18 protein-coding genes and 1 other RNA gene are annotated in these 22,301 nt (G+C 60.5%); 8 read left to right on the top strand and 11 right to left on the bottom strand.

Features of this window, described 5'->3' with window-relative positions; all coding sequences use genetic code 11:
- Positions 1-93 precede the first annotated feature (93 nt).
- The 6 genes from ACM6IM_RS28660 (at position 94) to ssrA (ending at position 6,759) form a co-directional block, all read left to right on the top strand.
- On the top strand, positions 94-918 hold the full coding sequence (locus ACM6IM_RS28660) for a (Fe-S)-binding protein (RefSeq protein WP_192309494.1): 825 nt from the start codon (positions 94-96) through the stop codon (positions 916-918).
- Positions 915-2,369, top strand: coding sequence for a LutB/LldF family L-lactate oxidation iron-sulfur protein (locus ACM6IM_RS28655; protein ID WP_201194557.1), 1,455 nt, complete (start codon positions 915-917; stop codon positions 2,367-2,369). Before ACM6IM_RS28660 ends, ACM6IM_RS28655 begins: the two co-directional genes overlap by 4 nt.
- Positions 2,369-3,040 carry a LutC/YkgG family protein gene (locus tag ACM6IM_RS28650; protein WP_414866960.1) on the top strand — a complete coding sequence of 224 codons (672 nt, stop codon included), beginning with the start codon at positions 2,369-2,371 and terminating at the stop codon, positions 3,038-3,040. Before ACM6IM_RS28655 ends, ACM6IM_RS28650 begins: the two co-directional genes overlap by 1 nt.
- Entirely contained in the window at positions 3,037-5,847 is a 2,811-nt protein-coding gene (locus tag ACM6IM_RS28645; protein ID WP_414866959.1) for an FAD-binding and (Fe-S)-binding domain-containing protein, read from the top strand. The genes ACM6IM_RS28650 and ACM6IM_RS28645 overlap by 4 nt, the downstream gene beginning before the upstream one ends.
- A gap of 130 nt (positions 5,848-5,977) precedes the next feature.
- The gene (locus ACM6IM_RS28640; protein WP_414866958.1) at positions 5,978-6,265 is read left to right on the top strand and encodes a hypothetical protein; all 288 of its coding nucleotides are present in this window, start codon (positions 5,978-5,980) and stop codon (positions 6,263-6,265) included.
- Between the two features lie 97 nt (positions 6,266-6,362).
- Positions 6,363-6,759: a transfer-messenger RNA gene (gene ssrA / locus ACM6IM_RS28635) on the top strand.
- Between the two features lie 114 nt (positions 6,760-6,873).
- Here the strand turns inward: ssrA and ACM6IM_RS28630 are convergent.
- On the bottom strand, positions 6,874-7,839 hold the full coding sequence (locus ACM6IM_RS28630) for a restriction endonuclease (RefSeq protein ID WP_414866957.1): 966 nt from the start codon (positions 7,837-7,839) through the stop codon (positions 6,874-6,876).
- A 565-nt stretch (positions 7,840-8,404) separates the two neighbouring features.
- On the opposite strand from ACM6IM_RS28630, the gene ACM6IM_RS28625 reads away from it, so the two are divergent.
- Positions 8,405-8,740: a DUF3077 domain-containing protein gene (locus tag ACM6IM_RS28625; protein WP_414866956.1), complete on the top strand. Its 336-nt coding sequence runs from the start codon at positions 8,405-8,407 to the stop codon at positions 8,738-8,740.
- Between the two features lie 123 nt (positions 8,741-8,863).
- On the opposite strand, the gene ACM6IM_RS28620 is transcribed toward ACM6IM_RS28625, so the two are convergent.
- The 7 genes from ACM6IM_RS28620 to ACM6IM_RS28590 all read right to left on the bottom strand — a co-directional run bounded on the left by ACM6IM_RS28620 (position 8,864) and on the right by ACM6IM_RS28590 (position 15,738).
- Positions 8,864-9,982, bottom strand: a complete 1,119-nt coding sequence (locus ACM6IM_RS28620) for a GTPase (protein ID WP_414866955.1) — start codon at positions 9,980-9,982, stop codon at positions 8,864-8,866.
- Positions 9,983-10,016: 34 nt separating this feature from the next.
- Positions 10,017-10,286 carry a YkgJ family cysteine cluster protein gene (locus tag ACM6IM_RS28615; protein ID WP_414866954.1) on the bottom strand — a complete coding sequence of 90 codons (270 nt, stop codon included), beginning with the start codon at positions 10,284-10,286 and terminating at the stop codon, positions 10,017-10,019.
- Complete coding sequence (locus ACM6IM_RS28610) at positions 10,279-11,922, bottom strand: GTPase (protein WP_414866953.1); 1,644 nt, start codon at positions 11,920-11,922, stop codon at positions 10,279-10,281. The genes ACM6IM_RS28615 and ACM6IM_RS28610 overlap by 8 nt, the downstream gene beginning before the upstream one ends.
- Positions 11,919-13,682: a dynamin family protein gene (locus ACM6IM_RS28605; RefSeq protein WP_414866952.1), complete on the bottom strand. Its 1,764-nt coding sequence runs from the start codon at positions 13,680-13,682 to the stop codon at positions 11,919-11,921. The genes ACM6IM_RS28610 and ACM6IM_RS28605 overlap by 4 nt, the downstream gene beginning before the upstream one ends.
- Positions 13,679-14,233, bottom strand: a complete 555-nt coding sequence (locus tag ACM6IM_RS28600) for a hypothetical protein (RefSeq protein ID WP_414866951.1) — start codon at positions 14,231-14,233, stop codon at positions 13,679-13,681. Before ACM6IM_RS28600 ends, ACM6IM_RS28605 begins: the two co-directional genes overlap by 4 nt.
- 16 nt (positions 14,234-14,249) lie before the next feature.
- Positions 14,250-15,119, bottom strand: a complete 870-nt coding sequence (locus ACM6IM_RS28595) for a GTPase (RefSeq protein WP_414866950.1) — start codon at positions 15,117-15,119, stop codon at positions 14,250-14,252.
- A 361-nt stretch (positions 15,120-15,480) separates the two neighbouring features.
- A complete protein-coding gene (locus ACM6IM_RS28590; protein WP_192309454.1) occupies positions 15,481-15,738 on the bottom strand; it encodes a hypothetical protein in 258 nt (85 codons plus the stop codon).
- 119 nt (positions 15,739-15,857) lie between these two features.
- Here ACM6IM_RS28590 and ACM6IM_RS28585 point away from each other — a divergent pair, with 119 nt between their 5' ends.
- Entirely contained in the window at positions 15,858-16,733 is an 876-nt protein-coding gene (locus ACM6IM_RS28585) for a WYL domain-containing protein (RefSeq protein ID WP_192309453.1), read from the top strand.
- Here the strand turns inward: ACM6IM_RS28585 and ACM6IM_RS28580 are convergent.
- From ACM6IM_RS28580 to ACM6IM_RS28570, 3 genes are all read right to left on the bottom strand, one after another.
- Complete coding sequence (locus ACM6IM_RS28580) at positions 16,720-17,313, bottom strand: ankyrin repeat domain-containing protein (RefSeq protein WP_414866949.1); 594 nt, start codon at positions 17,311-17,313, stop codon at positions 16,720-16,722. The two genes, ACM6IM_RS28585 and ACM6IM_RS28580, sit on opposite strands and share 14 nt — an antisense overlap.
- A complete protein-coding gene (locus tag ACM6IM_RS28575) occupies positions 17,303-20,668 on the bottom strand; it encodes a TM0106 family RecB-like putative nuclease (RefSeq protein WP_414866948.1) in 3,366 nt (1,121 codons plus the stop codon). Before ACM6IM_RS28575 ends, ACM6IM_RS28580 begins: the two co-directional genes overlap by 11 nt.
- Positions 20,669-20,732: 64 nt before the next feature.
- On the bottom strand, positions 20,733-22,220 hold the full coding sequence (locus ACM6IM_RS28570; RefSeq protein WP_414866947.1) for a hypothetical protein: 1,488 nt from the start codon (positions 22,218-22,220) through the stop codon (positions 20,733-20,735).
- Between the last annotated feature and the right edge of the window lie 81 nt (positions 22,221-22,301).

Raw genomic sequence — 22,301 nt, 5'->3', positions numbered from 1 at the left:
CACAACCGGGTCCGTAAGGCTGCTGAAAGCAACACGCGCTATATTCAGCAGCCTCAGCGGACGGATAACCGGGCCCACCCGGAGACACGCCTGATGAGCGAGCTTTTTTACAACGCCGTGCCGAACGCGACCCGCGTCGCCCCGCCCCTGCCCGAGCCTCGACAGTATCCCGGCGAAAAACCGTCCCGGGTTTATCTGTTCGGAACCTGCGTGGTGGATCTGTTCTACCCGGAAGCCGGGATGGATGCGATCCACCTGCTGGAGCGCGAAGGTATTCGCGTCGAGTACCCGCAAGGGCAGAGCTGCTGCGGACAGCCGGCCTACACCTCGGGTTACACCGAACAGGCCCGGACCGTGGCGCGTGCGCAACTGGCATTGTTTGCCGGTGACTATCCGGTGGTGGTGCCGTCGGGTTCCTGTGCGGGGATGATTCGTGAACACTACGCCGACCTGTTCAAGGACGAGCCGCACACGTTGAAACAGGTTCAGGCCCTGGCGGCCCGGACCTACGAGCTGGCCGAGTTCCTGTTGTTTGTCTGCAAGGTGCAGCTCAAGGACAATGGCGCCCCGGTCAAGGTGGCCCTGCACACGTCGTGCTCGGCGCGCCGGGAAATGAATACCCACCTGCACGGTCGCGAGCTGTTGGCGCAACTGGGCAACGTGGAGCGGGTCGACCACACGCGTGAAAGCGAATGCTGTGGCTTCGGTGGGACTTTCAGCGTCCGTATGCCGGATATTTCCGGAGCGATGGTGGCTGACAAGACCCGCGCGTTGAAGGAATCCGGTGCGCATCAGGTACTCAGTGCCGACTGCGGATGCCTGATGAACATCAACGGCTCTCTGGAAAAACAGCAGGAAGCGTTGCGCGGCCAACACCTGGCCAGTTTCCTCTGGCAACGAACCGGAGGCGGCCAATGAACGCTTCCACGATCATTCCTACGGTTGCCGTAGAAGAAGATTTCCACACCCGTGCGCACAAGGCACTGGGTGACCCGCAGCTGCGAAACAACTTTCGCAAGGCGATGGATTCTCTGATGACAAAACGGGCAGCGTCTTTCGGCGATGCCCACGAAAGGGAACATTTGCGTGCGCTGGGCAATGCGGTCCGCGCCCGTGCGTTATCCAAGCTGCCCGACCTGCTCGAACAGCTTGAACAGAACCTGACCCGCAACGGTGTGACAGTGCACTGGGCGGAAACGGTGGACGAAGCCAATGACATCGTCCTCTCGATCATCCGCGCTCACGAGGGGCGGCAAGTGATCAAGGGCAAATCGATGGTCAGCGAAGAGATGGAAATGAACCATGTCCTCGAAGCTCAAGGCATTGAATGCCTGGAGTCGGACATGGGGGAATACATCGTTCAGCTCGACCACGAGAAGCCTTCACACATCATTATGCCGGCGATCCACAAGAATGCCGGTCAGGTCGCGTCCTTGTTCCACGACAAACTTGGCGTGGAATACACCAAGGACGTCGACCAACTCATTCAGATCGGTCGCAAAGTGTTGCGGCAGAAATTCTTCGAAGCGGACATTGGCGTCTCCGGTGTCAACTTCGCCGTCGCCGAAACCGGCACCCTGCTGCTGGTGGAAAACGAAGGCAACGGGCGCATGACCACCACCGTGCCGCCGGTGCACATCGCCGTCACCGGCATCGAGAAAGTCGTGGAAAACCTGCGCGATGTGGTGCCGCTGCTGTCGTTGCTGACCCGCTCCGCACTGGGCATCCCGATCACCACCTACGTCAACATGATCTCCGGCCCGCGCAAGGAACACGAGCTCGACGGCCCGCAGGAAGTGCACCTGGTGTTGCTGGACAACGGTCGCAGCCAGGCCTTTGCCGACAGCGAGTTACGCCAGACCCTGAATTGCATCCGCTGCGGCGCCTGCATGAATCATTGCCCGGTCTACACCCGAATCGGCGGCCACGCCTATGGGGAGGTGTACCCCGGCCCTATCGGAAAAATCATCACGCCGCACATGGTCGGCCTGGCGAAAGTGCCGAACCATCCCAGCGCCTCGTCGCTGTGCGGGGCCTGCGGTGAGGTGTGCCCGGTCAAGATCCCGATCCCCGCGTTGCTGCGCCGCCTGCGGGAAGAGAACGTCAAGGCGCCGGACAGCCCGCATCAGATCATGCGCGGCCAGGGCAGCAAGTATTCGCGCAAGGAACGCCTGATCTGGAACGCCTGGGCGCGGCTCAACAGCTCGCCGACGCTGTACCGTCTGTTCGGCTTTCTCGCCACGCGCCTGCGTGCGCTCGCACCGAGCAACGTCGGCCCCTGGACGCAAAACCACAGCGCGCCGAAACCCGCTGCCCGCTCACTGCACGACATGGCCCGCGAACACCTGGGCAAACAGGGAGACCGCTGATGAGCGCCAAGCAAAACATCCTCGGCAAATTGCGCAAAAGCCTGACCGGCACCACACCCGTGCCCGACAACTTCGATGTCGAACTGGTGACTGCGCCCTACACCTACGCGCCGGAACAGCGCATTGCGCAACTGCGCAAACTGATGGAAGCGGTGCACACGGAAATCCATCTGACCTCGGGCGAAGGCTGGCCGGCGTTGCTCGCGCAATTGCTCGGCGAGCGCCAGTTGCCGAGTCTGCTGATCGCGCCGACGACTGCTCACGGTCAACAGCTCACTCAGCACTGGGCGAACAATCCGGGGTTGCCGGCACTCAAATCCTACGACCGTCCGGTGGAGGAATGGAAAGCCGAGTTGTTCAACGACACTCCGGCCAGCCTGACCGGCACGCTCGGGGCCATCGCGGCGACAGGCAGCCTGATTCTCTGGCCGACGCGGGAAGAGCCGCGCTTGATGAGCCTGGCGCCTTCGGTGCATTTCGCCCTGCTCAAGGCCAGTGAAATCCGCGACAACTTCTATCAGGTGCAGCAGGAGTTCAACTGGGCCCAGGGCATGCCGACCAACGCGCTGCTGGTGTCCGGCCCGTCGAAGACCGCCGACATCGAACAAGTCCTGGCTTATGGGGCCCACGGTCCGAAAGACCTGGTGGTTTTGATTCTGGAGGACCAATGAGTCTACCGGCCGCTTTCCTGCGAGATGCGCAGCAACTGATCCCCCCAGAGCGCCGTTTCGACGACCCGCTGTCGACATTGGCCTTCGGCACCGACGCCAGTTTCTATCGGTTGATTCCGAAACTGGTGATCCGCGTCGAATCCGAGGACGAGGTGATTGCCCTGCTCAAGCTGGCACAACGGGATCAGGTCCCGGTGACGTTCCGCGCCGCCGGCACCAGCCTGTCCGGCCAGGCCATCAGCGGCTCGGTGCTGATCGTGCTGGGGGATAACTGGAACGGCCGCGAGATTCGTGGCCAGGGCACGCAAATCCGCCTGCAGCCGGGCGTGATCGGCGCCCAGGCCAACGCATGGCTGGCACCGTTCGGACGCAAGATCGGCCCGGACCCAGCCTCGATCAACGCCTGCAAGATCGGCGGCATCGTCGCCAACAATGCCAGCGGCATGTGCTGCGGCACGGCGCAAAACACCTACCACACGCTGGCCGGGATTCGCCTGGTGCTGGCCGACGGCAGCCGACTCGACACCGAAGATGCGGCGAGTGTCGCGGTGTTTCGCCAAAGCCACGGCGCACTGCTGGATCGCCTGGCGCAGCTGGGCCGCGAAACCCGCGCCAACAGCGAGCTGGCCGCGAAGATCCGCCACAAGTATCGCCTGAAAAATACCACCGGCCTGTCACTCAATGCCCTGGTGGATTTCGACGAGCCTGTGGATATCTTGAGCCACCTGCTGGTGGGCTCGGAAGGCACGCTGGGCTTCATCAGCGCGGTCACCTACGACACCGTGATCGACCACCCGAACAAAGCCTCGGCGCTGATCGTGTTCCCCGATGTGGAGACCTGCTGCAACGCCGTCAGCGTGTTGAAGAGCCAGCCGGTGTCGGCCGTGGAACTGCTCGACCGGCGCAGCCTGCGCTCGGTGCAGAACAAGCCCGGCATGCCGGATTTCGTACAACACCTGTCCGACAATGCCTGCGCGCTGTTGATCGAATCCCGCGCCGCATCCTCCACCCTGCTGCACGAACAACTGGCGCAGATCATGGCGTCGCTGGTCTCGTTCCCAGTGGAGAAACAGGTCGACTTCACCGAGAACCCGGTGGAAAACGCCCGCCTCTGGGCCATCCGCAAGGACACCTTCCCCGCCGTTGGCGCCGTGCGTAAAACCGGCACGACAGTGATCATCGAGGACGTGACCTTCCCGGTGGAACAACTGGCGATTGGCGTGAACCGCCTGATCGAGCTGTTCGACAAACATCACTACGACGAAGCAATCCTTTTCGGACACGCCCTGGAAGGCAATCTGCATTTCGTCTTCACCCAAGGCTTCAACAACCCGGAAGAAGTCGCACGCTACCAGGCGTTCATGGATGACGTCGCGCAATTGGTCGCCGTGGAGTTTGGCGGCTCGCTGAAGGCCGAGCACGGCACCGGCCGCAACATGGCGCCCTTCGTCGAACTGGAATGGGGCAGCGACGCCTATCAGTTGATGTGGCAACTCAAACGCCTTCTAGACCCCCACGGCATTCTCAACCCGGACGTGGTGCTCAGCGAAGATTCGCAGATTCACCTCAAGCACCTGAAACCGCTGCCAGCCGCCGACGAGATCGTCGACAAGTGCATCGAGTGCGGATTCTGCGAACCGGTGTGCCCCTCCAAAGGCCTGACCCTGAGCCCGCGCCAGCGCATCGTGATCTGGCGTGACATCCAGGCGAAAAAGCGTGCCGGCGTGGACACCCGCGAACTGGAAGCCGCGTATGAGTACCACGGCCTCGAGACCTGCGCCGCCACCGGGTTGTGCGCCCAGCGTTGCCCGGTCGGCATCAACACCGGCGACCTGGTGAAAAAGCTGCGCGGCCGTACAGCCACCCATACGAAAACCGCCAACTGGTTTGAAGGCAATTTCGCCACCGCCCTGCAAGGCGCACGCTTCACCCTGCACGTGGCCAACGGCGCGCGCATGCTGCTGGGGGCGCCACGCCTGGCCAAACTGTCGGCGACCCTGACGAAGGTGTCCAAGGGCCAGGTCCCTCAATGGACCAACGCCATGCCGCAGCCGGAGAAAGCCATTCGCTTCAGCCCGAGCGTATCGGACGCCCGTCCGCGCGTGGTGTACCTGGCGGCTTGCGTCTCGCGAGTGATGGGGCCCGCGGCCGGTGACAAAGAGCAAACGTCGCTGTACGAAAAGACCCGTGGCCTGCTGGAAAAAGCCGGCTACCAGGTCGTCCTTCCGGACAACCTCGACAGCCTGTGCTGCGGCCAGCCGTTCGCCTCAAAAGGCTATGCCGAGCAGGCCGAACACAAGCGCCAGGAAATGCTGGGCGCCCTGCTGCACGCCAGCCGTGGCGGCCTCGATCCGATCTACTGCGACACCAGCCCCTGCACCCTGCGCCTGGTCCAGGACCTGGGCGATGTCCGACTCGACCTGTACGACCCGGTGCGCTTCATCCGTACGCACCTGATGGACCGGCTCGAATTCATGCCCCAGGAAGCCCCGATCGCGGTCCACGTCACCTGCAGCACCCAACACCTGGGCGAAAGCCAGGCGCTGATCGACCTGGCCCGCCAATGCAGCAAAAACGTGGTGATTCCCGAAGGGATTCATTGCTGCGGGTTTGCCGGCGACAAGGGCTTCACCACACCGGAACTGAACGCCCACTCGCTGCGCACACTCAAGGACGCCGTGCAGACCTGCAGCGAAGGGATTTCCACCAGCCGCACCTGCGAAATCGGCCTGACCCAACACGGCGGCATCGACTACCACGGCCTGGTCTACCTCGTGGATCGCGTCACCCGGGCGAGGGCCATCTGAAGAAAAATAGAACCCTGACGCGCTGCTGTAGTCCATCGAATAAGCCCGGACATTGCCGGGCCATACCCAAACTCGGCAGCCCGTGCTGACGGCCAGCAAATGCCTGGACCCTCAGTTCAAGGAGATACACATGAAACGTTCTGTACTGTTAGGTCTGTTCGTTACAGCTTCCATGATGGCGTCCACTTCGTTTGCGGCGAGCAAGACGGATAATCTGTGTGAAACCAATATCAAAACCATCGAGAACAACAAGGCACAGGTCAAGCCGGACATGCAGGGGCAGATTGAAGTCTCGCTCAACAAAGCCAAGGCGTTGCTGAACAAAGGTGATGACACCAGCATCAAGCAATGCATCACCGAGACCGAGCAGACCCTCACCGAACTGCAGAAAACCAACAAAGACGGCAAAAGCAGCTGACCTGGCGCGCAGGCCAACCTTCGGGTTGGCCTTCCGGGCCGCTTTGGCGTACACTGCACAGGCCTGTTGCTCACATGATTCACCGAGCATCAGGCTCGGGGCCGTTTAGGATTCGACGCCGGTTGCGAAACTTTAGGTGCATGCCGAGTTGGTAACAGAACTCGTAAATCCACTGTTGCAACTTCTTATAGTTGCCAATGACGAAACCTACGGCCAGGAATACGCTCTCGCTGCGTAAGCAGCCTTAGCCCTGAGCTTCTGGTACCTTCGGGTCCAGCAATCACCAGGGGATGTCTGTAAACCCAAAGTGATTGTCATATAGAACAGAATCGCCGTGCAGTACGTTGTGGACGAAGCGGCTAAAACTTACACAACTCGCCCAAAGCACCCTGCCCGTCGGGTCGCTGAGGGTTAACTTAATAGACACGGCTACGCATGTAGTACCGACAGCGGAGTACTGGCGGACGGGGGTTCAAATCCCCCCGGCTCCACCATTTCATCATCTAAAGACGTCCACGGACGTCTTTTTTTGCGGCTGGGATTAAGCCTGCCTCCGGGCAAGCCACTACAAAACAAACCGAAGGCATGTGGGCTGGAAGCATTACCACTCACTCCCCAGCAAAGTAATCACTGTCCAGCTGCTTCACCTCGTAAACCTGCTTGACGCTCACGCCCAGGTTGTTCTCTACCATCAACCGCGCCAGCTCCACACCGTCAATCAATACCACCTTGATATCCAACCCAAGCGCTGCCGTACGTGCACCATCGGAGAAATCTGAAGTGGTGATAAACACGCCCTTGCGTGCACGCTGGCGAGTCAGTGCGCCGATGAACTTATCGATCTCCGGACGATGCACCGTGTTGGCCCAACGCTTCGCCTGAAGGTAGATCACGTCGAGGCCGAGCTTGTCCTCTTTGATGATGCCGTCGACGCCGCCATCATTGGTCGCCTGGGTCGCCTTACCGGCTTCTTTGCGTGAGCCGCCGTAACCCATGGCGATCATCAGATCGACCACCAACTGTTCAAAGAAGCTGGGCGAGGCTGCCCTGACTTGCGCCAGCAGTTCGTCTGCGAGGGATTGCACCAACGCCTGATGCGCCTCGGCCAACTGCTCATCCGGGGTGGTTGCGGCAACCTCAACGTTCAAACCGGCGGGTTCGTCAACGGATTGCGATTTGGCGGTATGGAAGTCCGCAAACTCAGGAAACCGCTTCAACCAGCTCACCGTGATGCGCTCCGGACCAGTCGCCAACGCGTCGAGGCCGCGTGGTGTGATTTGCACCATGCCCTTGGCAGGGATTGTCAGGAGCCCAGCCTTGTTCAAATAGGTGCGGGCCCAACCCACGCGGTTGTTGATCACCGTCTGATGGCCCGAGGGCAGACGCACCTTCCGCTCCTCTTCGCCCAATTGAAACTGATCGGCTACTCGCTCGCGCAACTCATTGAGCGGCAGCGGCGTACCGTTCTGCACTGTGCTCAGCACGGGGCGCATCACGCTTTGAAAATCCGGAATCGCCATATTCACTTCTCTTCCATGTTGGCCATCTTCAAGCAGTGCGCACAATGCGCTCATTGCTCGCAGGCACCAGCCTCGTCAGCATGATGTGAAACCCCATGCTCAAGATTCGTCATCCAAATACGTCGATCGGCGCCTTTCTTTGTTTCTCAAATGTAGCGAATACCAAGTGTTCAGCAGATGCAGATGTGCTAGTCACTCGCGCCAAGGTTACAGGCGCAAAAGTTACGTGTCCGCAGCAAATTTTCAATAGATCTCGAATTACCCGCCAACGCATAAACACCAATGTTTAACCGCCCCCTCAAACACTTCCCGAAAGCCACAACCCCTTGCGCCATCCCCTACACCCACTCCAGAATCCGCCGGCTTGCCCACATTTCACCCGAGCCCTATCGTTTCCCAGTCGCTGAAAAACAGCGATCGGGTTTGGTAGCCCGGCTGGCTTGCGTGCATAGCATCACCTGATCCAAGCCTTGGCTTGAGTCTTCAGAGGTGGTCATGCGTGGGGCGCTTTCGGGCGCGCCGGTTTCCAAGTCTCCGGTCTACCAACCCGCGTATGGCCGCCACCCTTCGTTTGGTAGCGAGTGTGATGGCTCCGTTTCTCTGACTTGGAGTTTTATCTATGCACAAGCAAGCACCCGATTCACCTGAAACCAATCCATCCTCACCCCCCGAAAACACCGACGACCCCCTAACCACCATCGGCCTAACCCCTTTCCACTACTGCAACAACGAACCCCTCTTCCGAGTAAATCGCGGCGTACCCGTAGCAGACGCCCTGGAACAAGTCTCAGACCTGCTCTTCCTGGCCAGGCTTTTGACCGTCGATGCCGCTTACTCCAGGGACAGCGACCGTCACGCCTGGGCGGCGCATCATTTGACGTCGATGAGCAAGGCGGTGATCGATGATGTGCAGAAGGTGTTGAGTCGTTGGCCGCCGCTGAAGACCGGCCGCTAACAGTCAATGAGAAAGCCCCGAGATTTCGGGGCTTCTTGAGGGGAAGCGATGGCCGCACTTGTTGGGCGACTGACAAGCACGGCTCTCAACCTACCAGTCTCTGCCGGCAGGTCGATCAGGCCCTTAATTGAACGAGAGCTTCTTCTTCAACTCCTCTCCAATCAAAGCAATGTTCAGCTCCTTGCCCGGATTGTTATTGCAGAAGTCTGTCAACACCGAGATGTAAGCTGCGCCCAATCCTTTCGTCAGTGTCGCCGCTGTGGTCGCTGCGATGGTGCCGCCGACGGCGCTGCCCACGCCTGGAACCATTTTCAGCAGGCCGGTGACGAGCGCTCGTCCGACCAGGCTGGCTGCGCTGGAGCCCAGGGCGGAGACCACCAGGGTGGTCAGTGCGCTGGCGCTGACTTCCATGCCGAAGGTCACGCCGATCTTGGCCAGCATGCCGACCTGGATCGGGACCAATACGAACGAGTCGGAGAACGGGATGGGCGTTGCGCCGGCCGCCGCTGCCAGGCCGCTGGCGACCAATACTTCCTTTTCAGCCTGCTCGATTTTGATTTTCATGGAAGCTTGGTGACGCGAACTCAATGCATTGGCGAATGCGCGCTTTTTTGCTTCGGGGACCAACTTCGCGGACTCGGTGATCAGTTCGTCAACACCTTTGATGCCGAATTTGAACACGTTGCCTTCGTCGTCTTCGATCTCTTGAGCTTCTGCGCGTACGCGGACGACGGCCGAGGCACCGGGAAGCATTTCCTTGACCTTGAGGTGGAAGTCGACGTCCTTGGCGAACATGCTTTTGGTGACAACGGCCACCACTGGAATGGACTGATCGATCAACACGCGGCAGAGATCGATCTCCGCCTGTTCAACCCGATCCCCACCTTCCTGAATGCAAATCCAGGCGGCGTGGATGTGCTTGTTCTCGTCGTGATGCCCAGCGCGCTCTGCCAGGAAGTCTTCCAGGTCCTTGAGAATGGTCGTGTAGTCTTTCAACTCCAGACCTTTGCTGTCGATGATCGTGATCGGGTGACCTTCCTTGGTGATCTCCTCGATCTGTTGCGTTACGGGCGTACCCGAACCGGTCTTCGCCAGTTGCCCGCGAAACACGGTGTTGATCAGGGTGCTTTTGCCCACACCGGTCTTGCCGGCGACGACGATATTGACCTTGCCGGCACCGCGCACCGCATCACGAATGACGTCTTCGATTGCGTCCTGTTGCCGATCAGCTACTTCCACCATTACAGCCTCCTTAACGATTCAATAGGTCAACACTTCAGATTGTCTGCAGCTGCTTGCATGCCGCCACGTTTACGTCCACGAACGCTTCCCAGGTCATCGTTCGTTGATAAATCAGTTCGTATTGCCGGTCGATGCGGCAGATGTCCGGGCGGCTGGCGTAGATGCGACAGCCACCTTCGACTTCGTCCAGGTGCCGGCACACCCCGTCCCCGCGGTCCATCCCTGCGGTCTGCAGCAGCAGATTGACGCGCTTGCAGCACTGCATGCAGCGGTTGCAGGGAAATGGCCGCCGGGTGTCAGACATAGGTGTCCAGGGCGACCTGGCACTGCACCAGCAGCTCGCGGTCTTCGCTGAGTTTGCGTTCGGTCTGGCTCAGGCTGCCGCGCAGCACCTTGAGCCTGTCGTTGACCTGGGCAAAGTTGTGTTTGATGTTGGTTTCCACCACCTCGGTCAACGCCCGGGAGAACTCCCACGCAATGTCGTCGCCCAGGCTTTTGATCGCCTGGTCGCGACGCTCGCGCGCCTGCTGCTCCTGGCGGGCTTGCTCTTCCAGGCGCTGCTGCTCCGGGTCGCCCGCGAAAGCGGTGTAAAGCATTTTGCCGACCTGATAAACGACACCGATAGCAGGCAGGACCTTGCCAACGACCTGCTCGGCGACTTTGCCCATGGTCACCGGGCCAATGCCCTTGAACAGCGCCGGCAGCCATTCCTTGCCCAGCTTCATGACGGTGACCACGTGTTCGGTCTTCAGCGCACCGCCCGCCTGGCGTACCCCGGCTTCGAGCAGGCTCATGTCGACCGCACTGCCTGGCACTTCGGATGGCGCACCCTCGCCGGCGTCGGGAATGTTCAAGGCGTCGGCGCGGGAGCCGGCAGGCTGCTGGACCTGTATGTACTCGAGCATCTCTTCGAGCAATTGCGCCGCATCCAGTGCCAGGCGTTTGAGCTCATCATCCAGTTCGCCACACACCTGTTCGTTGGCGCGCCGGATGAGGCCGTCGATTTTGCTCTGGGCGTTTTCGGGGTCCTGGTTCATCGCCATCACTGCGCCCTTGGCCACAGCGGCCGCCCTGGCTTGTACCGAGGCTTTGAGCAGCGAGCGAAGGTCGATCTCCCGCCGGGCAATCTGCGCATAGAACGCGTCGATGCGAGCGCCGGACGCCTGGTCGGATTGTTGATCGAGCAATGCCACGGTTTCGTTCAAAAAACCGCTCAGGTCAGTGGCGACACCGGAAACGATCTGGCGCTGTTCGATCGACGCAAAGAAGCGGTTGAGCTCGCTTTCGAACTTGGGAAACCCCGAGTTCTGCAACAGGTTTTCCTTGTGCTCGAGTTTGGCCTTGAGCGCTGAGCGGGCGTTGACCTCGAGAATCGGAATGGCCTGCAACACCTGCGGCAAACCGCGTGCCTGGGCCATTTGCTGGAGGCGTTCACGCAACTGGTCCTTGATCCGCTCGGCTTCCAGTGGCTCCAAAGGGTTTTTGCGGTTCAGCACCAGGAAGATCTGCTTGTTGCGCTCGACCAATTCGAGCAACGCCGACAGCGTGGCTTCTTCTTCGACGACGCCCAGCGGGTTGACCACGAAGATCACCACGTCCGCGCCATACAACTGCTCGCGGGTGACCTGCTCATGGGCCTGTGGGGCGTCGATGCCCGGCGTATCGAGGATCTCGAAGTCACCCCAGCGATACCCCTGGATCTTGTAGGTTTCCGGCGTGTCGGCGACCGTCGCCTGCTCGGATCCGAGCAACGCATTGATCAGGGTGCTTTTGCCGGCGTTGTACACGCCGTAGACCATGATGGTCGCCGCAGCGCTGGCTTTTCTGGCCGCGACCATCTTGCGGATGGCCGGCACGGCCTGGGGGTTGTAGAGGGCGCACAGTTCGTCCACGTCGTCGTAGAGCGACAGGACGTGGGACATCGGAGGTTGCTGAGTCATGACTGTTGAGTCTCAACGAGGTAATCGAGTCGTTCGTTCAAGCGGTTGCTCTCGGTAACGAGTCCTTCGCAGTAGCGTTGCATGCCGGCGCGTACCGGTTCGTACAGGCCCATGACGTGCTCGGCGAGCAACGTGGGGACGGCATTGGCATAGGCATCGAGGGCGGCTTGGCGCTGCTCCTCCAGGTTGTCGCCCACCACCACTTGATGGGTTTCGTAACGTGCCTTGGCGCTGCGACCGGCCATGCTGGAAGCACTGCCAATGGATGCGCCGAGAATCGCGCCAGGCACGCCCCCGAAAAAAAAGCCGACCGCGCCTCCCAACAGTGATCCACCCGCACCCCAGGCCGTCTTGGTGCCCGACTCAGTCCCGGCCATGTATTCCTTGGCCTCCGTCACTTCGCGGTATTCAGGCAAGGCGCTCAAGCCGCTGGCGTCAAAGGCGCGACGCAAGCCGGCCTGCTGTGTCTTGCCAATGGCCCTCAGGGCGTCGTCGGCCAGATCACCGAGAACTCGTGACAACTGGTTACGCAGCTTGCCCTCCAGCTTGTCGTTGTAGCCGGCATCGAACAGTTGGTTGACGTAGCGACTCATCTGCGCGGCGCCTGCCAGGCCGAGGTTGCGCACCTCCTGTTCAATGGCCTTGCCCTGCTCGCGAATCTGCTGATCGAAGCCCTTGGCCAGGTCGGACAACAGCGCCAGGTCCGCTGCCGTATCCTTGATGGCGTTGCGCAGGTTTTTCATCGGCGTTGCCAACTTGAGCTGCAGCGCATCACTGTCGCAGATGACCTTGAGCGTCTGGAACAGGTCGCCCACACCGCTGGCCGCCAGCTCACTCGGGTGGGTTTCGGCGAACCGCGTCGACAGTGGCAAAACACGCGTGTACTTCAGCGCATCGTCGTCCAGCCTCAGCAGCTCCCCGCTCACGTATTCGCGCTGGGTCTGCTGGTCACGCAGCGGTTTCATCACGACTTCGTGAATCAGGTTGCCGTCGTCGTCCTCGTCTTCCTCAGTGGTGTCGCTGTTGGTCAGCAGCACCATCAATGACTTCTTGTCGGCCAACAACTCGCCGATTTCGCCCATGTCGGACGCCCGGCCCGGGGCCTGGGAACTCATGGTGTAGAGAATCAGATCGGCGTGCTCGACATACTCCCGCGCCAGATCGCCATTGGCCCGGTTGACCGAGTGCAGGCCCGGCGAGTCGACCCAGGTCAGGCCAGGCAGGCGAAACCCCTGAATCGAACTGGTCGCTTCGGTGGCGCCCACGCGAAACTGCAGGTTCTGCTCGGCTTCCTTGTGCTTGTCCCCCCCCTCCACCGCCGTCTGCTCGGCAGAGAAGTACACCGGCTGAACCTTCGCCTGCGCCTTCATCGACGCTGTCGGCTCGCTATGGCCCCAGGCGACATAGTTGCCCAGCGAACTCTTGCCGGACTTGACCTTGCCGTAGACGAACACCAACAGGGAGTCATTGACGTTTTCGCGAAACTGAGCGCCTTTGGCCCGAGCCTTGACCTGTTTCTGCCACACCGTGAACTGGTCCGCGAGACGCTCCGACAGACCTTGCGCCAACGCGTGCAAGGGGTTGTCGCTGCCCACGGACTCGAGCAGCGCCCGGGTGTGCTCAAGGTTGCTGGCGATGAACGTTTCGCGCAGCAGGTTGAACGCACGATCCTTGGCATGGATGTCGCTCTTTTGCTGCTCGAACTGGGCCTGCAGTCGTTCGAATGCCACCATCAAGTCGTCACGAGTCACAGCATTCATGTCAACCGCTCCACGCTGGTTTTCAATTGCTGCAAACGCTTGATTCGGGCGGCCGATTGCTTGAGCTGAGTTTGCGCCTGTTGCTCCTGCGCCTGGACGGCCAGCGGCGCGGTCAGGCCTTCAAGGACATTGAGCAGCGTCAGAAAACGCTTGGATCTCACCGCCGAGAACGACGAATCCGCACCCAGAATGATTTTCATCGATTCGCCATAAGCAGAGGTCGAAGACTGAGTGCCGGCGATGATCTGCTCCAACTGGGTGGCCGTCCTGCCAGGCGCCATCGCCTTGACCGGCTGTTCCAGGGTCGGGGCGACGCTGTTGAGCTGAACCTTCAATTGATCGCGGCGATCTTTTTCCAAATCGGAGATCCGTTTCTTCAGGTTGGTCTCCTCGCGCTCGCGCTTGGCGGCAAGATCCAGCCTGCGGCGCTCGGCCTCTCCAGAACCTGAGGAGCTGGATGAACTTGAAGAGGGGCTGTCATCCGACACGCTCTTGACGATCGCGGTGACGGCAGCCACTGCAGCGACACCAATCAACCAGGGTAAAGGCATTGCAAGTCTCCTTGACTTAAAGGCTGCTCAACTTCTCGCGGGCCGTGCGGAGCTCGGCGGTCTTGATCGAGAATTGGCTTTGGATGCTGGACATCAGGGTGATGAAGGCATTGGCGGTTTTGGCGTAGGGTGCGCAGAGCGCCTGGACCTTGGCCTGTTCCTGCTCCAGGGCCCGATCGAGCGCGGCGCTCAGTTCCTCCCGGCGTTGCACCAGACGCTTGTGCCGGCTGGCTGCCAGTTGCGGGCCCAATGCACTCGTCATCTGCTCGAGCTGCAACACCAAGGCCGGCACGCCACTCTTTTCCTGCATTCCCTGGCGTCCCAATTCAACACCGCGCTGGTAGCGGCGACTGGAGACTTCAACGCACGTCGGCTGGAACCCCAGGCAGCGCAGCACCTGGCTTTCAATGCGCTCGCGCACTTGCGCCATCGCGCCGTCCTGGTCTTTGTCCAGCAGGCTGAGCACCATCACCAGCCGCTGCTCAAGGGCATCGCCATGGACGTCATGCAACTTGAGCAGCAGGTCGATTTCCTCTTCGTCCAGTTCACCCGGCGGCGCATGGACAAACATCACGACATCGGCGACGTCGAGCCCTTCCATGGCCTGTTGGCTGTCGCTTTGCTCGATGCCAAGGCCTGGTGTGTCGATCAGCACATAGTGCTCCAGCTCAAGCTGCTGGTTGGTGCGGGTGGTCCGCACTGCGCCGGTGGCGAAATACTCTTCCTGGGCATGGCCGCTCAACATGTTGAGCAGCGAGCTTTTGCCGGCCTTGACCAAACCCCAGGCCGCGATGCTCGGCTTGGGTGGCACCGTCTGCGCTTGTTGCTGCTGGAGACGTTTGCACTCGGCCTCGAGTGCATCGATGTACAGCTCTGCCTGATCCATAAACCTGAAACTCCTTGGGGCGCCATCGTCAATGACGGCGTTTGCGGCTGCGACCTGTGAGGATATCGGCAGATAGTGCCATATAGCCATGACGGAACGCAGCCGCCGTTTTCATGCGGCCAGGGGACTCAACGTCTATGGCGCGCCATCAATTCTGCCGCAGCCGCCTCCAACCACCCCGCCGCCCGCATCTTCAACGCCGTACCACCGCACTTGGGGCAAGCGCTGAACCACTCCCCAGCCGCCAACGCATCACTGCGCGGTGCCACGGTTTTCTTCCAATTGCAGTCTTCACACACAAACGTGAAGGGCCTGGGTTTTATCGGCATGAATGCCATCTCCTGAAGATCAATACAGCGGATCACTCGGCAATCGGGATCAGCGCGCGCAACAGCTCAAGCTGTCGCTGCAACTGCGCGACGTGCTCTCGCTCTGCGCGCAACGCCGAGCGCAGCTCGCGGTTTTCGGATTCCCAGATCTGCGCCCAGCGCAGATCCTTCTGGTAGTGCTCGACCATTTTCCACAGGTCGCTCAGCTTCAAATACTGTTGCAGCAGCACCAGCAGGATGATCGCCATCCCCACCAATGCACCCGTCGAAATCACTTCCGGCATACTCATGCTGTCTTCCTTTCCTGTCTTCGATGTATTCCGAAGACAGAGACACGATATGTAGTGATTTACGACAGGTCTAGAATGTAGACTTATACAGGTAAAGTATTCAAACACATGGAGCGGGTATGAAACGCAAGCAATCCATCGAGCAGGTCCGCTGGGACCTGGCACTTCGCTATCGTTTGATCGAGACCGTTGCCTGGTGGGAAGGCCGCCTGACCACGGGGCACCTGATGCAGAGCTTCGGGATCAGTCGCCAACAAGCGTCCAAGGACATCAACACCTACATCAATGAACATGCGCCCCGAAACTTGACATATGACAAGCAACGCAAGGGCTACGTACCGAGCAAGCACTTCAAACCCCTGTTCATCGATGACAGCGCCAGCGCCTACCTGCACCTGCTTTTCCAGAACAACGAGCGGGCGCCACACATCGAAGGGCTGGCCCTGGCCTACGCCCACACCAAGGTTCTGGAAGTACCCGACCGGCCCATTCGCCCGGAAGTCCTGCGGCCCTTGCTCGCGGCGTGTCGCGACGGTTTGCGCCTGGAAACCGAGTACGTTTCGCTCAACACGCCGAACGTGGAAATCCGCCTGATTGCCCCCCACACCCTGGTGTACACCGGGATGCGCTGGCATGTGCGCGCGTACTGCGAAAAAAACCGCCAGTACCGCGACTTTGTATTGAGCCGCTTGCGCGGCGAGCCGGATTTGCTCGACGAGTCGCCAAACACGCGTGAGATGGACGAGGACTGGAATACCGAGGTCCCTATCATCTTTGCCCCCGACGGCCGCTTGAATGCAGCACAGCAGGCCATCATCGAAACCGATTTCGGCATGACCGAAGGGACGCTGGTCGTCGCCAGTCGCAAGGCCCTGGTGAAGTACGTACTGCGCCGCTACCAGGTCGACCCACGAAACCAGGCCACCAACCCCGAAGCGCAGCAAATTGTGGTGACCAACCTCAAGGAGTTGCGGCCTTGGCTCATGCATGATTGAGCCCCATCTCGCGCCAGATGCGTAGCGCACCGATGCAGTTGTCGATCTCCGCCGTCAACAACTGCTGTGCGGTCTCGTGGAAGCCGTTACCCAACGCAATGTTGCGCGCGGTCTCGCCTTGGCGGTTCTTCGCGTTCAGGTCCAGGCCAAACGACCGGTAGCGCTCGGCGAAGTATTTGACGGCCTTCAAATGCCCATTGATCACCAACCAATGCAGCGGTGTATTGCCCAGCGCATCGCGATCGTTAAGGCTCCCGCCGAGTCGGTAGCGTGCCTCCAGGGTTTTGACATTGCCCTGCCGTGCCGGCTGGTGAATGTACTGGTCGTGCGGCATGAACGTCCCGAGGCCAGGCCAGTCGCGAAACTGCGGCTCGCCCTGTGCACCGAGGGCTTGCAGCTTGCCCATCAATTCGCGGCGACCCAGGCGATAGGCCAGGTCGAGCGGCGTGTCGCCGGCCACATTGCGCTCATTCAGCACCTGCGGGTCGAGGGACGAGAGATGCTGCGACGTGTCGAGCAGCACGCACAGGTGCCAGTCCCCGAGGCCGAGCGCCTTCGCCTCGGCGCGATCAACCTGCACAGCGTTCACCCGCGCCGTGTCTGATGGCCATGCACAGGCCGTTGACCAGACTCATCTCCTGAGGCGTCACGCAGCGCACGGCGGTCAGATCCGGACTGGCGACGATGCACGCCAGGGACTTTGCCCGGCTGACGGCGACGTTCAGGCGGTTTTTCGAGTACAGGAAACTGATGTCCCGGGGCAGGTAGTTTTCGTTGGAGGTCGCCATCGAGACGATGACGATCTCCGCTTCCTGTCCCTGAAACTTGTCCACCGTGCCGACGCGCGCGCCCATGGGCAGCGCCTGTTTCAGCAACTGCACCTGCAGGTTGTAGGGGGCGACCACCAGGATGTTGTCGACGCCGATCTCGTGCGCCACACCCTCGTTATCCACGAAGCGCTGGCGCAGGAAGTAGGCGTAGAGTGCTTTGACGTACGCCGCCTCCTCGTCCGAACTCTGGCTGTTGCCATCGTGATCCACGGGGCAAAACATCAGCCCGCTGTTGGGTACTTCCGGACGCTGACCATCCAGTGACAACACCCGCTTCTCGTTACCGGGCGCCGGCGACAACTGGCCTTCGTACACGGCCTGCGAAATGAACGAGCAGACGTCGGGGTGCATTCGCCAGGTGTGTGCCAGGAACACCCCTCGATCAGGCGCGATGGTGGGCGTGCCATCCAGCAGGTAGTCGAGAATGGAGTCGCCGGAGCGGCCCGGATGGACACCTTGCACGGGCTGCGACAACTGCATCTGGTCGCCCATCAGCACGATGTTGCGCGCGGTCAGGCCCATGGCGACCAGATTCGCCACGCTCACCTGCCCCGCCTCGTCGATGAACAGGTAGTCCAGTTGCTCGGTGAACACCGGGTCGGCAAACAGCCAGGCGGTGCCGGCCGTCAAATGGGTGTTCGGCCCCCAGGCTTCAAGGTACTTCGTCTTGTTCTCGATGGAGCGAATGCAGCGACCGGTAAACACCGTGTCTTCGCTCTCTCCGGATTTTTTCAATCCGCTGAATGTCACGCCCGCCTCCAGCGCACGCGATTCAACCGCCGCCAGCAGGTTATTGATGGCGTGGTGCGAATTGGACGTGACACCGATGCGCTTGCCTGCCTTGAGCAAGTCGACGATGACATGGGAGCCGGTGTAGGTCTTGCCTGCACCGGGCGGCCCCTGGATGAACAGCACGCTGTGATCGAGGTGGCGCACCACCTGCTTGATGGCTTCCAGCGTCGGCAAACCAGGATCGAGCAGCGGCGCGCCAGGCTCGACGCCGTTCACTCGGGGCGCGCGGCGATGCAGGAAATCGGTGACGGCCTGGAAGCGCTGACCGCCAGCCAGGACATTGTCGGCGTATCGATACAGCGCTTCGCGCAGCGAACCCGTCGGGATCGGTGTGCCAGGAATCATGTCGAATTGATCGGGCGGTGCCTTGGCGGCGGTGGCCTTGAAGGTCGCCAGGCACCGATCATAGTCCAGGTGCACCAGTTGCACCGGGTTCAGGGATTCACTGATGACACCTGCCGAACCTCCCCGCATCTTGGTTTCCTGAGGGTCGAAACGGTACTCATACAAAAACGATCTTTTGTCCGGTGTCGCCGGTGTATCCGTACGCCGCAAACCGGCCAGGCTTTCGATATCCTCCAGCAACTCTTCGGTCGTCATGTCCCGTCGACTGAACAACTGCCACCACGTCGGCTTGTCGGCACGACGGTGGAAGTCGAGCAACTGAAAGGTGAGCAGCCGGACCTGATCCTCGTCATCGGCCAGCAGCCGATGGCGATAGCCCTCCAACCGGATCTCGATCTCGGTTTGCTCCGCAACGGATTTTGCGGATTCGGTTTCAGGCACGGGAACACCGCCTGCAACCGACGGCTTGATTGTCATCAGCCAGTTACGCAGAAGATAGGTCGAACGCACGTCGTCTTCGTTGTAACGCTCGATCTTGTCCAGCAGCGCCGCATCGCGCGTTTCTTTCCAGCGCTCATAAAACACGATGCTCGCGCCGGCATTGGTCACGTCGCCGTCGCGCTGATCCATGTAAAAGTGCTCGATGTTCTTGATCGAGTAGCTGGGCTCGGACACCCGGATCGCTTCGCGCACGACCTTGTACAAGTCGATGAGCTTGCCGTTACGCAGCAACCAGTCCACCTGTGCCTCACGCGTCCCGTGCTGGCTCATCAGGCGTTTGATCGCCGTCTCTTCATAGCTGGCGTAGTGGTAAACATGCGCGTCGGGGTAACGCTGCAGATGGGCGATGACCCAATCGATGAACTGTTCGAAGGCGAGCTTTTCCTGCTCTCGGTCATGTGCCCAGAAGGGTTTGAACACTTGCTGCCCGCCTTCGTCGATGTACAGACCGAACAGGTATTCCAGGCCACCTTCTTCCAGGGGGTTGCCCTCCATGTCAAAGAACAGGTCGCCCTCGACCGCGTGGGGCAGGCGATGAAAGCCACGTCGCTCACCCGACACGGCGAGCAGTTCGAACAGCGGGACGCCGCTGGAGCGCCCCTGAAACTGCAAACGCGCCTGATGGCGCAGCTTGTTCAACGACTCGCTTTGCAGTTTCGCCACGCGCAGGTTCTCGCCGCTCTCAGCCAGCTCGCGCAAGGTGGTCACGCCGGCACTCTGCAATTTCTGGATCTGCGAACGGCTGATGCCGGCGACGGCCGACAGGTGATCGTCCTGCTGGCGCTGCTCGTCACAGCGGTCGCGCCAGGCGCAGAACCCACAAAAACCACAGGGGTCCGGATAGGTGAAGGGGCGGTCGGCATTGTTCACGAACGCTTCGAAACGCTGCAGAACCTGCTGGAGGTAATCGGCGTAGTCGGCCACCCGAAAGGCCTGCTCGGTTTGCTCCGCGTCACCGAGCACGATGTACATCCACTGCGGCTGTACGCCCTGGATCGAGATCAGCATGCGGGAATAGAGGGCGACCTGGATCAGGAACTTGGCCTTGGCCACTTTCGCCAGTTTGGTGTCGATCACCTCGTAGCTGTGATCGCCCAGGGCCGATGCCCGCGGTACTTTGCGCAGGAAATCGGCATGACCGATATAGGGGCCTTGCTGAAGCGACGCCTGAAAGATGATGTCGACGCCCGCCTTCATGGCCTCGATGGTCAATTCCACCCGCCGCGCAAAACTCGGATTACCCTGCGCGATGTCGATGACCTTGGCATTTTCGCTTTTGAGCCGCTCCAGAAAGGCCGCCTCGTGGGCCAGGCCCTTGTCCTGAATCAAGCGGTTCTGATCGCTGGCCGGTGCTTTTTCCATGGGCATGACCAGGTGCTGAAGGTCCAGCCTCGTCAGGTGCTGGCACTCAAGAAAGCCGCAGATATCTGAGGCGGAGTACAACTGAATCCCGTTTCGGGTTTGCATGGGCGCATCCAGTCCGGTGAAGCGTCCGGGGACGCGTCACGCTGATATCAGTGTCGTCTGTGGGTCAGGCGTCGAGCGAGCAGCCGCTGAAAAACTGCTCGAAAAGAGGCGTCGGCAAATACTGCGCATCGAGCAGACCGAAGTGCATGCCCACGTTGCGACCCAGCGCCATCAGTGTTTTGGCAGCGTTTTCAGTACCGGCATGACCCGCACTCATGACCAAGTCAATGCGTGCTTTTTCCGTCAGCCCTTGCTGATAGGCACGGCCGGTGATCAACACATCCACCAGGCAGACATCGGCACGCTCATCGCCGAGGGTGAAGGGTTGCAGGGTATCGGTCGCCAGTGCCGCGCACAGCCCGACCTCGCCGCCGGCGGCGATACGTTCGAGTTCTTTGAGCGGTCGCTTGAACAAATCGAACTCATGGATGGAAAAGGCGAAACAGTAGCTCTGAGCGGTCTCACGGGTGACTGTTTTTCCGTCCCGCGGATGGGTCATCAACCATTCAACGAAAAACTTCTTCTCATCCGGCACACCGGTTTTGCGGAAGGCCAGGTAGCCCTTGATGACCTGACTGAAAGGATGGCCGGTCGGTACCCAGCCAGTGTCGCGTTCAGACTCTTCTTCCGACTCATCCTCCACCGCCGCTGCGGCCTTTTTGGGATCGGGCGTCAGCGGCAGATCGAAGCAGCGCAAGTCATACCCGAGCATGAACAGGCTGGCCTCGAACGCATGGCAGCGCGCAGGCAGCGCCCCTTGTTCGGCGAACCAGTCGGTGCGCTCCAGCACCGCTCGGATGATCCAGCCCAGCCGCACTTGCCAGCGCGCCCATTTTTCGTAACTGACCTGCGAAAATTGCGGCGCCACCAACCCGTTCAGGAACGCCCGGGAGTTGCGGATCTGGCTGCCGCGAGCGCCGCCGGACGGGAACGCCAGCAAGGGTTTGCGGCTTCCCGCCCATTGCTGGCGAAACAGCGAGTACAGCATGCCGATGGCAGCACCGACGCGGCTGTCGTAGATGGGCGAACCCGAGGCATCGAGCAAGGCATGAATCTTGGTCAGGCCCGAATCGAAACGCTCGACACTGAGGGCGTCGAGATCATCCAGGTCATTGTCGCCATCGAGCGACATCAGCACCGCCATCTTTTTCAGGTAGCTCGACAGCTCCCCCTCGGCAGCCAGCCGATGCAAAAACGGTATCGCTCCGCGCACACCCCCCCAACGAAGAATCTGCAGGCACGCCTGCAGCGTTTGCTGTTCATCCCGACGATTGACCGCACTGGTCAGCCATTCGCGCAGTTGCCCGAGCGAGCGTTGAGTTTCGGCCCAGGTTTGCGAGTCCACGGCGCTTTGGTTGGAGTCCTGCCAGCTGGCCTTCCAACGGTAATGCTCCAGCACTTGCTCGAAACCCCGGACATCCGCCTGCAACCCGCCCGGCACGAACTTGCTCGATTTGAAACGAAGTTTGAAGGTGAGCGTGGGCAAATTCGCCACCAGCCATGCTACAAAAGCCTCGACTTCAGGTTGTGCCAGGAACTGTTCGCGCTTCATTAAGACTGCCTTGCAGGTAATATCGAATGGCCATACCCTAAGCAAAAGCACGAGTTTCGTCCACGTTGTCTGTCCGTACAG

The organism is Pseudomonas sp. IT-P12, from assembly GCF_949767465.1.
GTDB lineage: Bacteria > Pseudomonadota > Gammaproteobacteria > Pseudomonadales > Pseudomonadaceae > Aquipseudomonas.
This window is presented reverse-complemented; position numbering and strand designations above follow the sequence as displayed.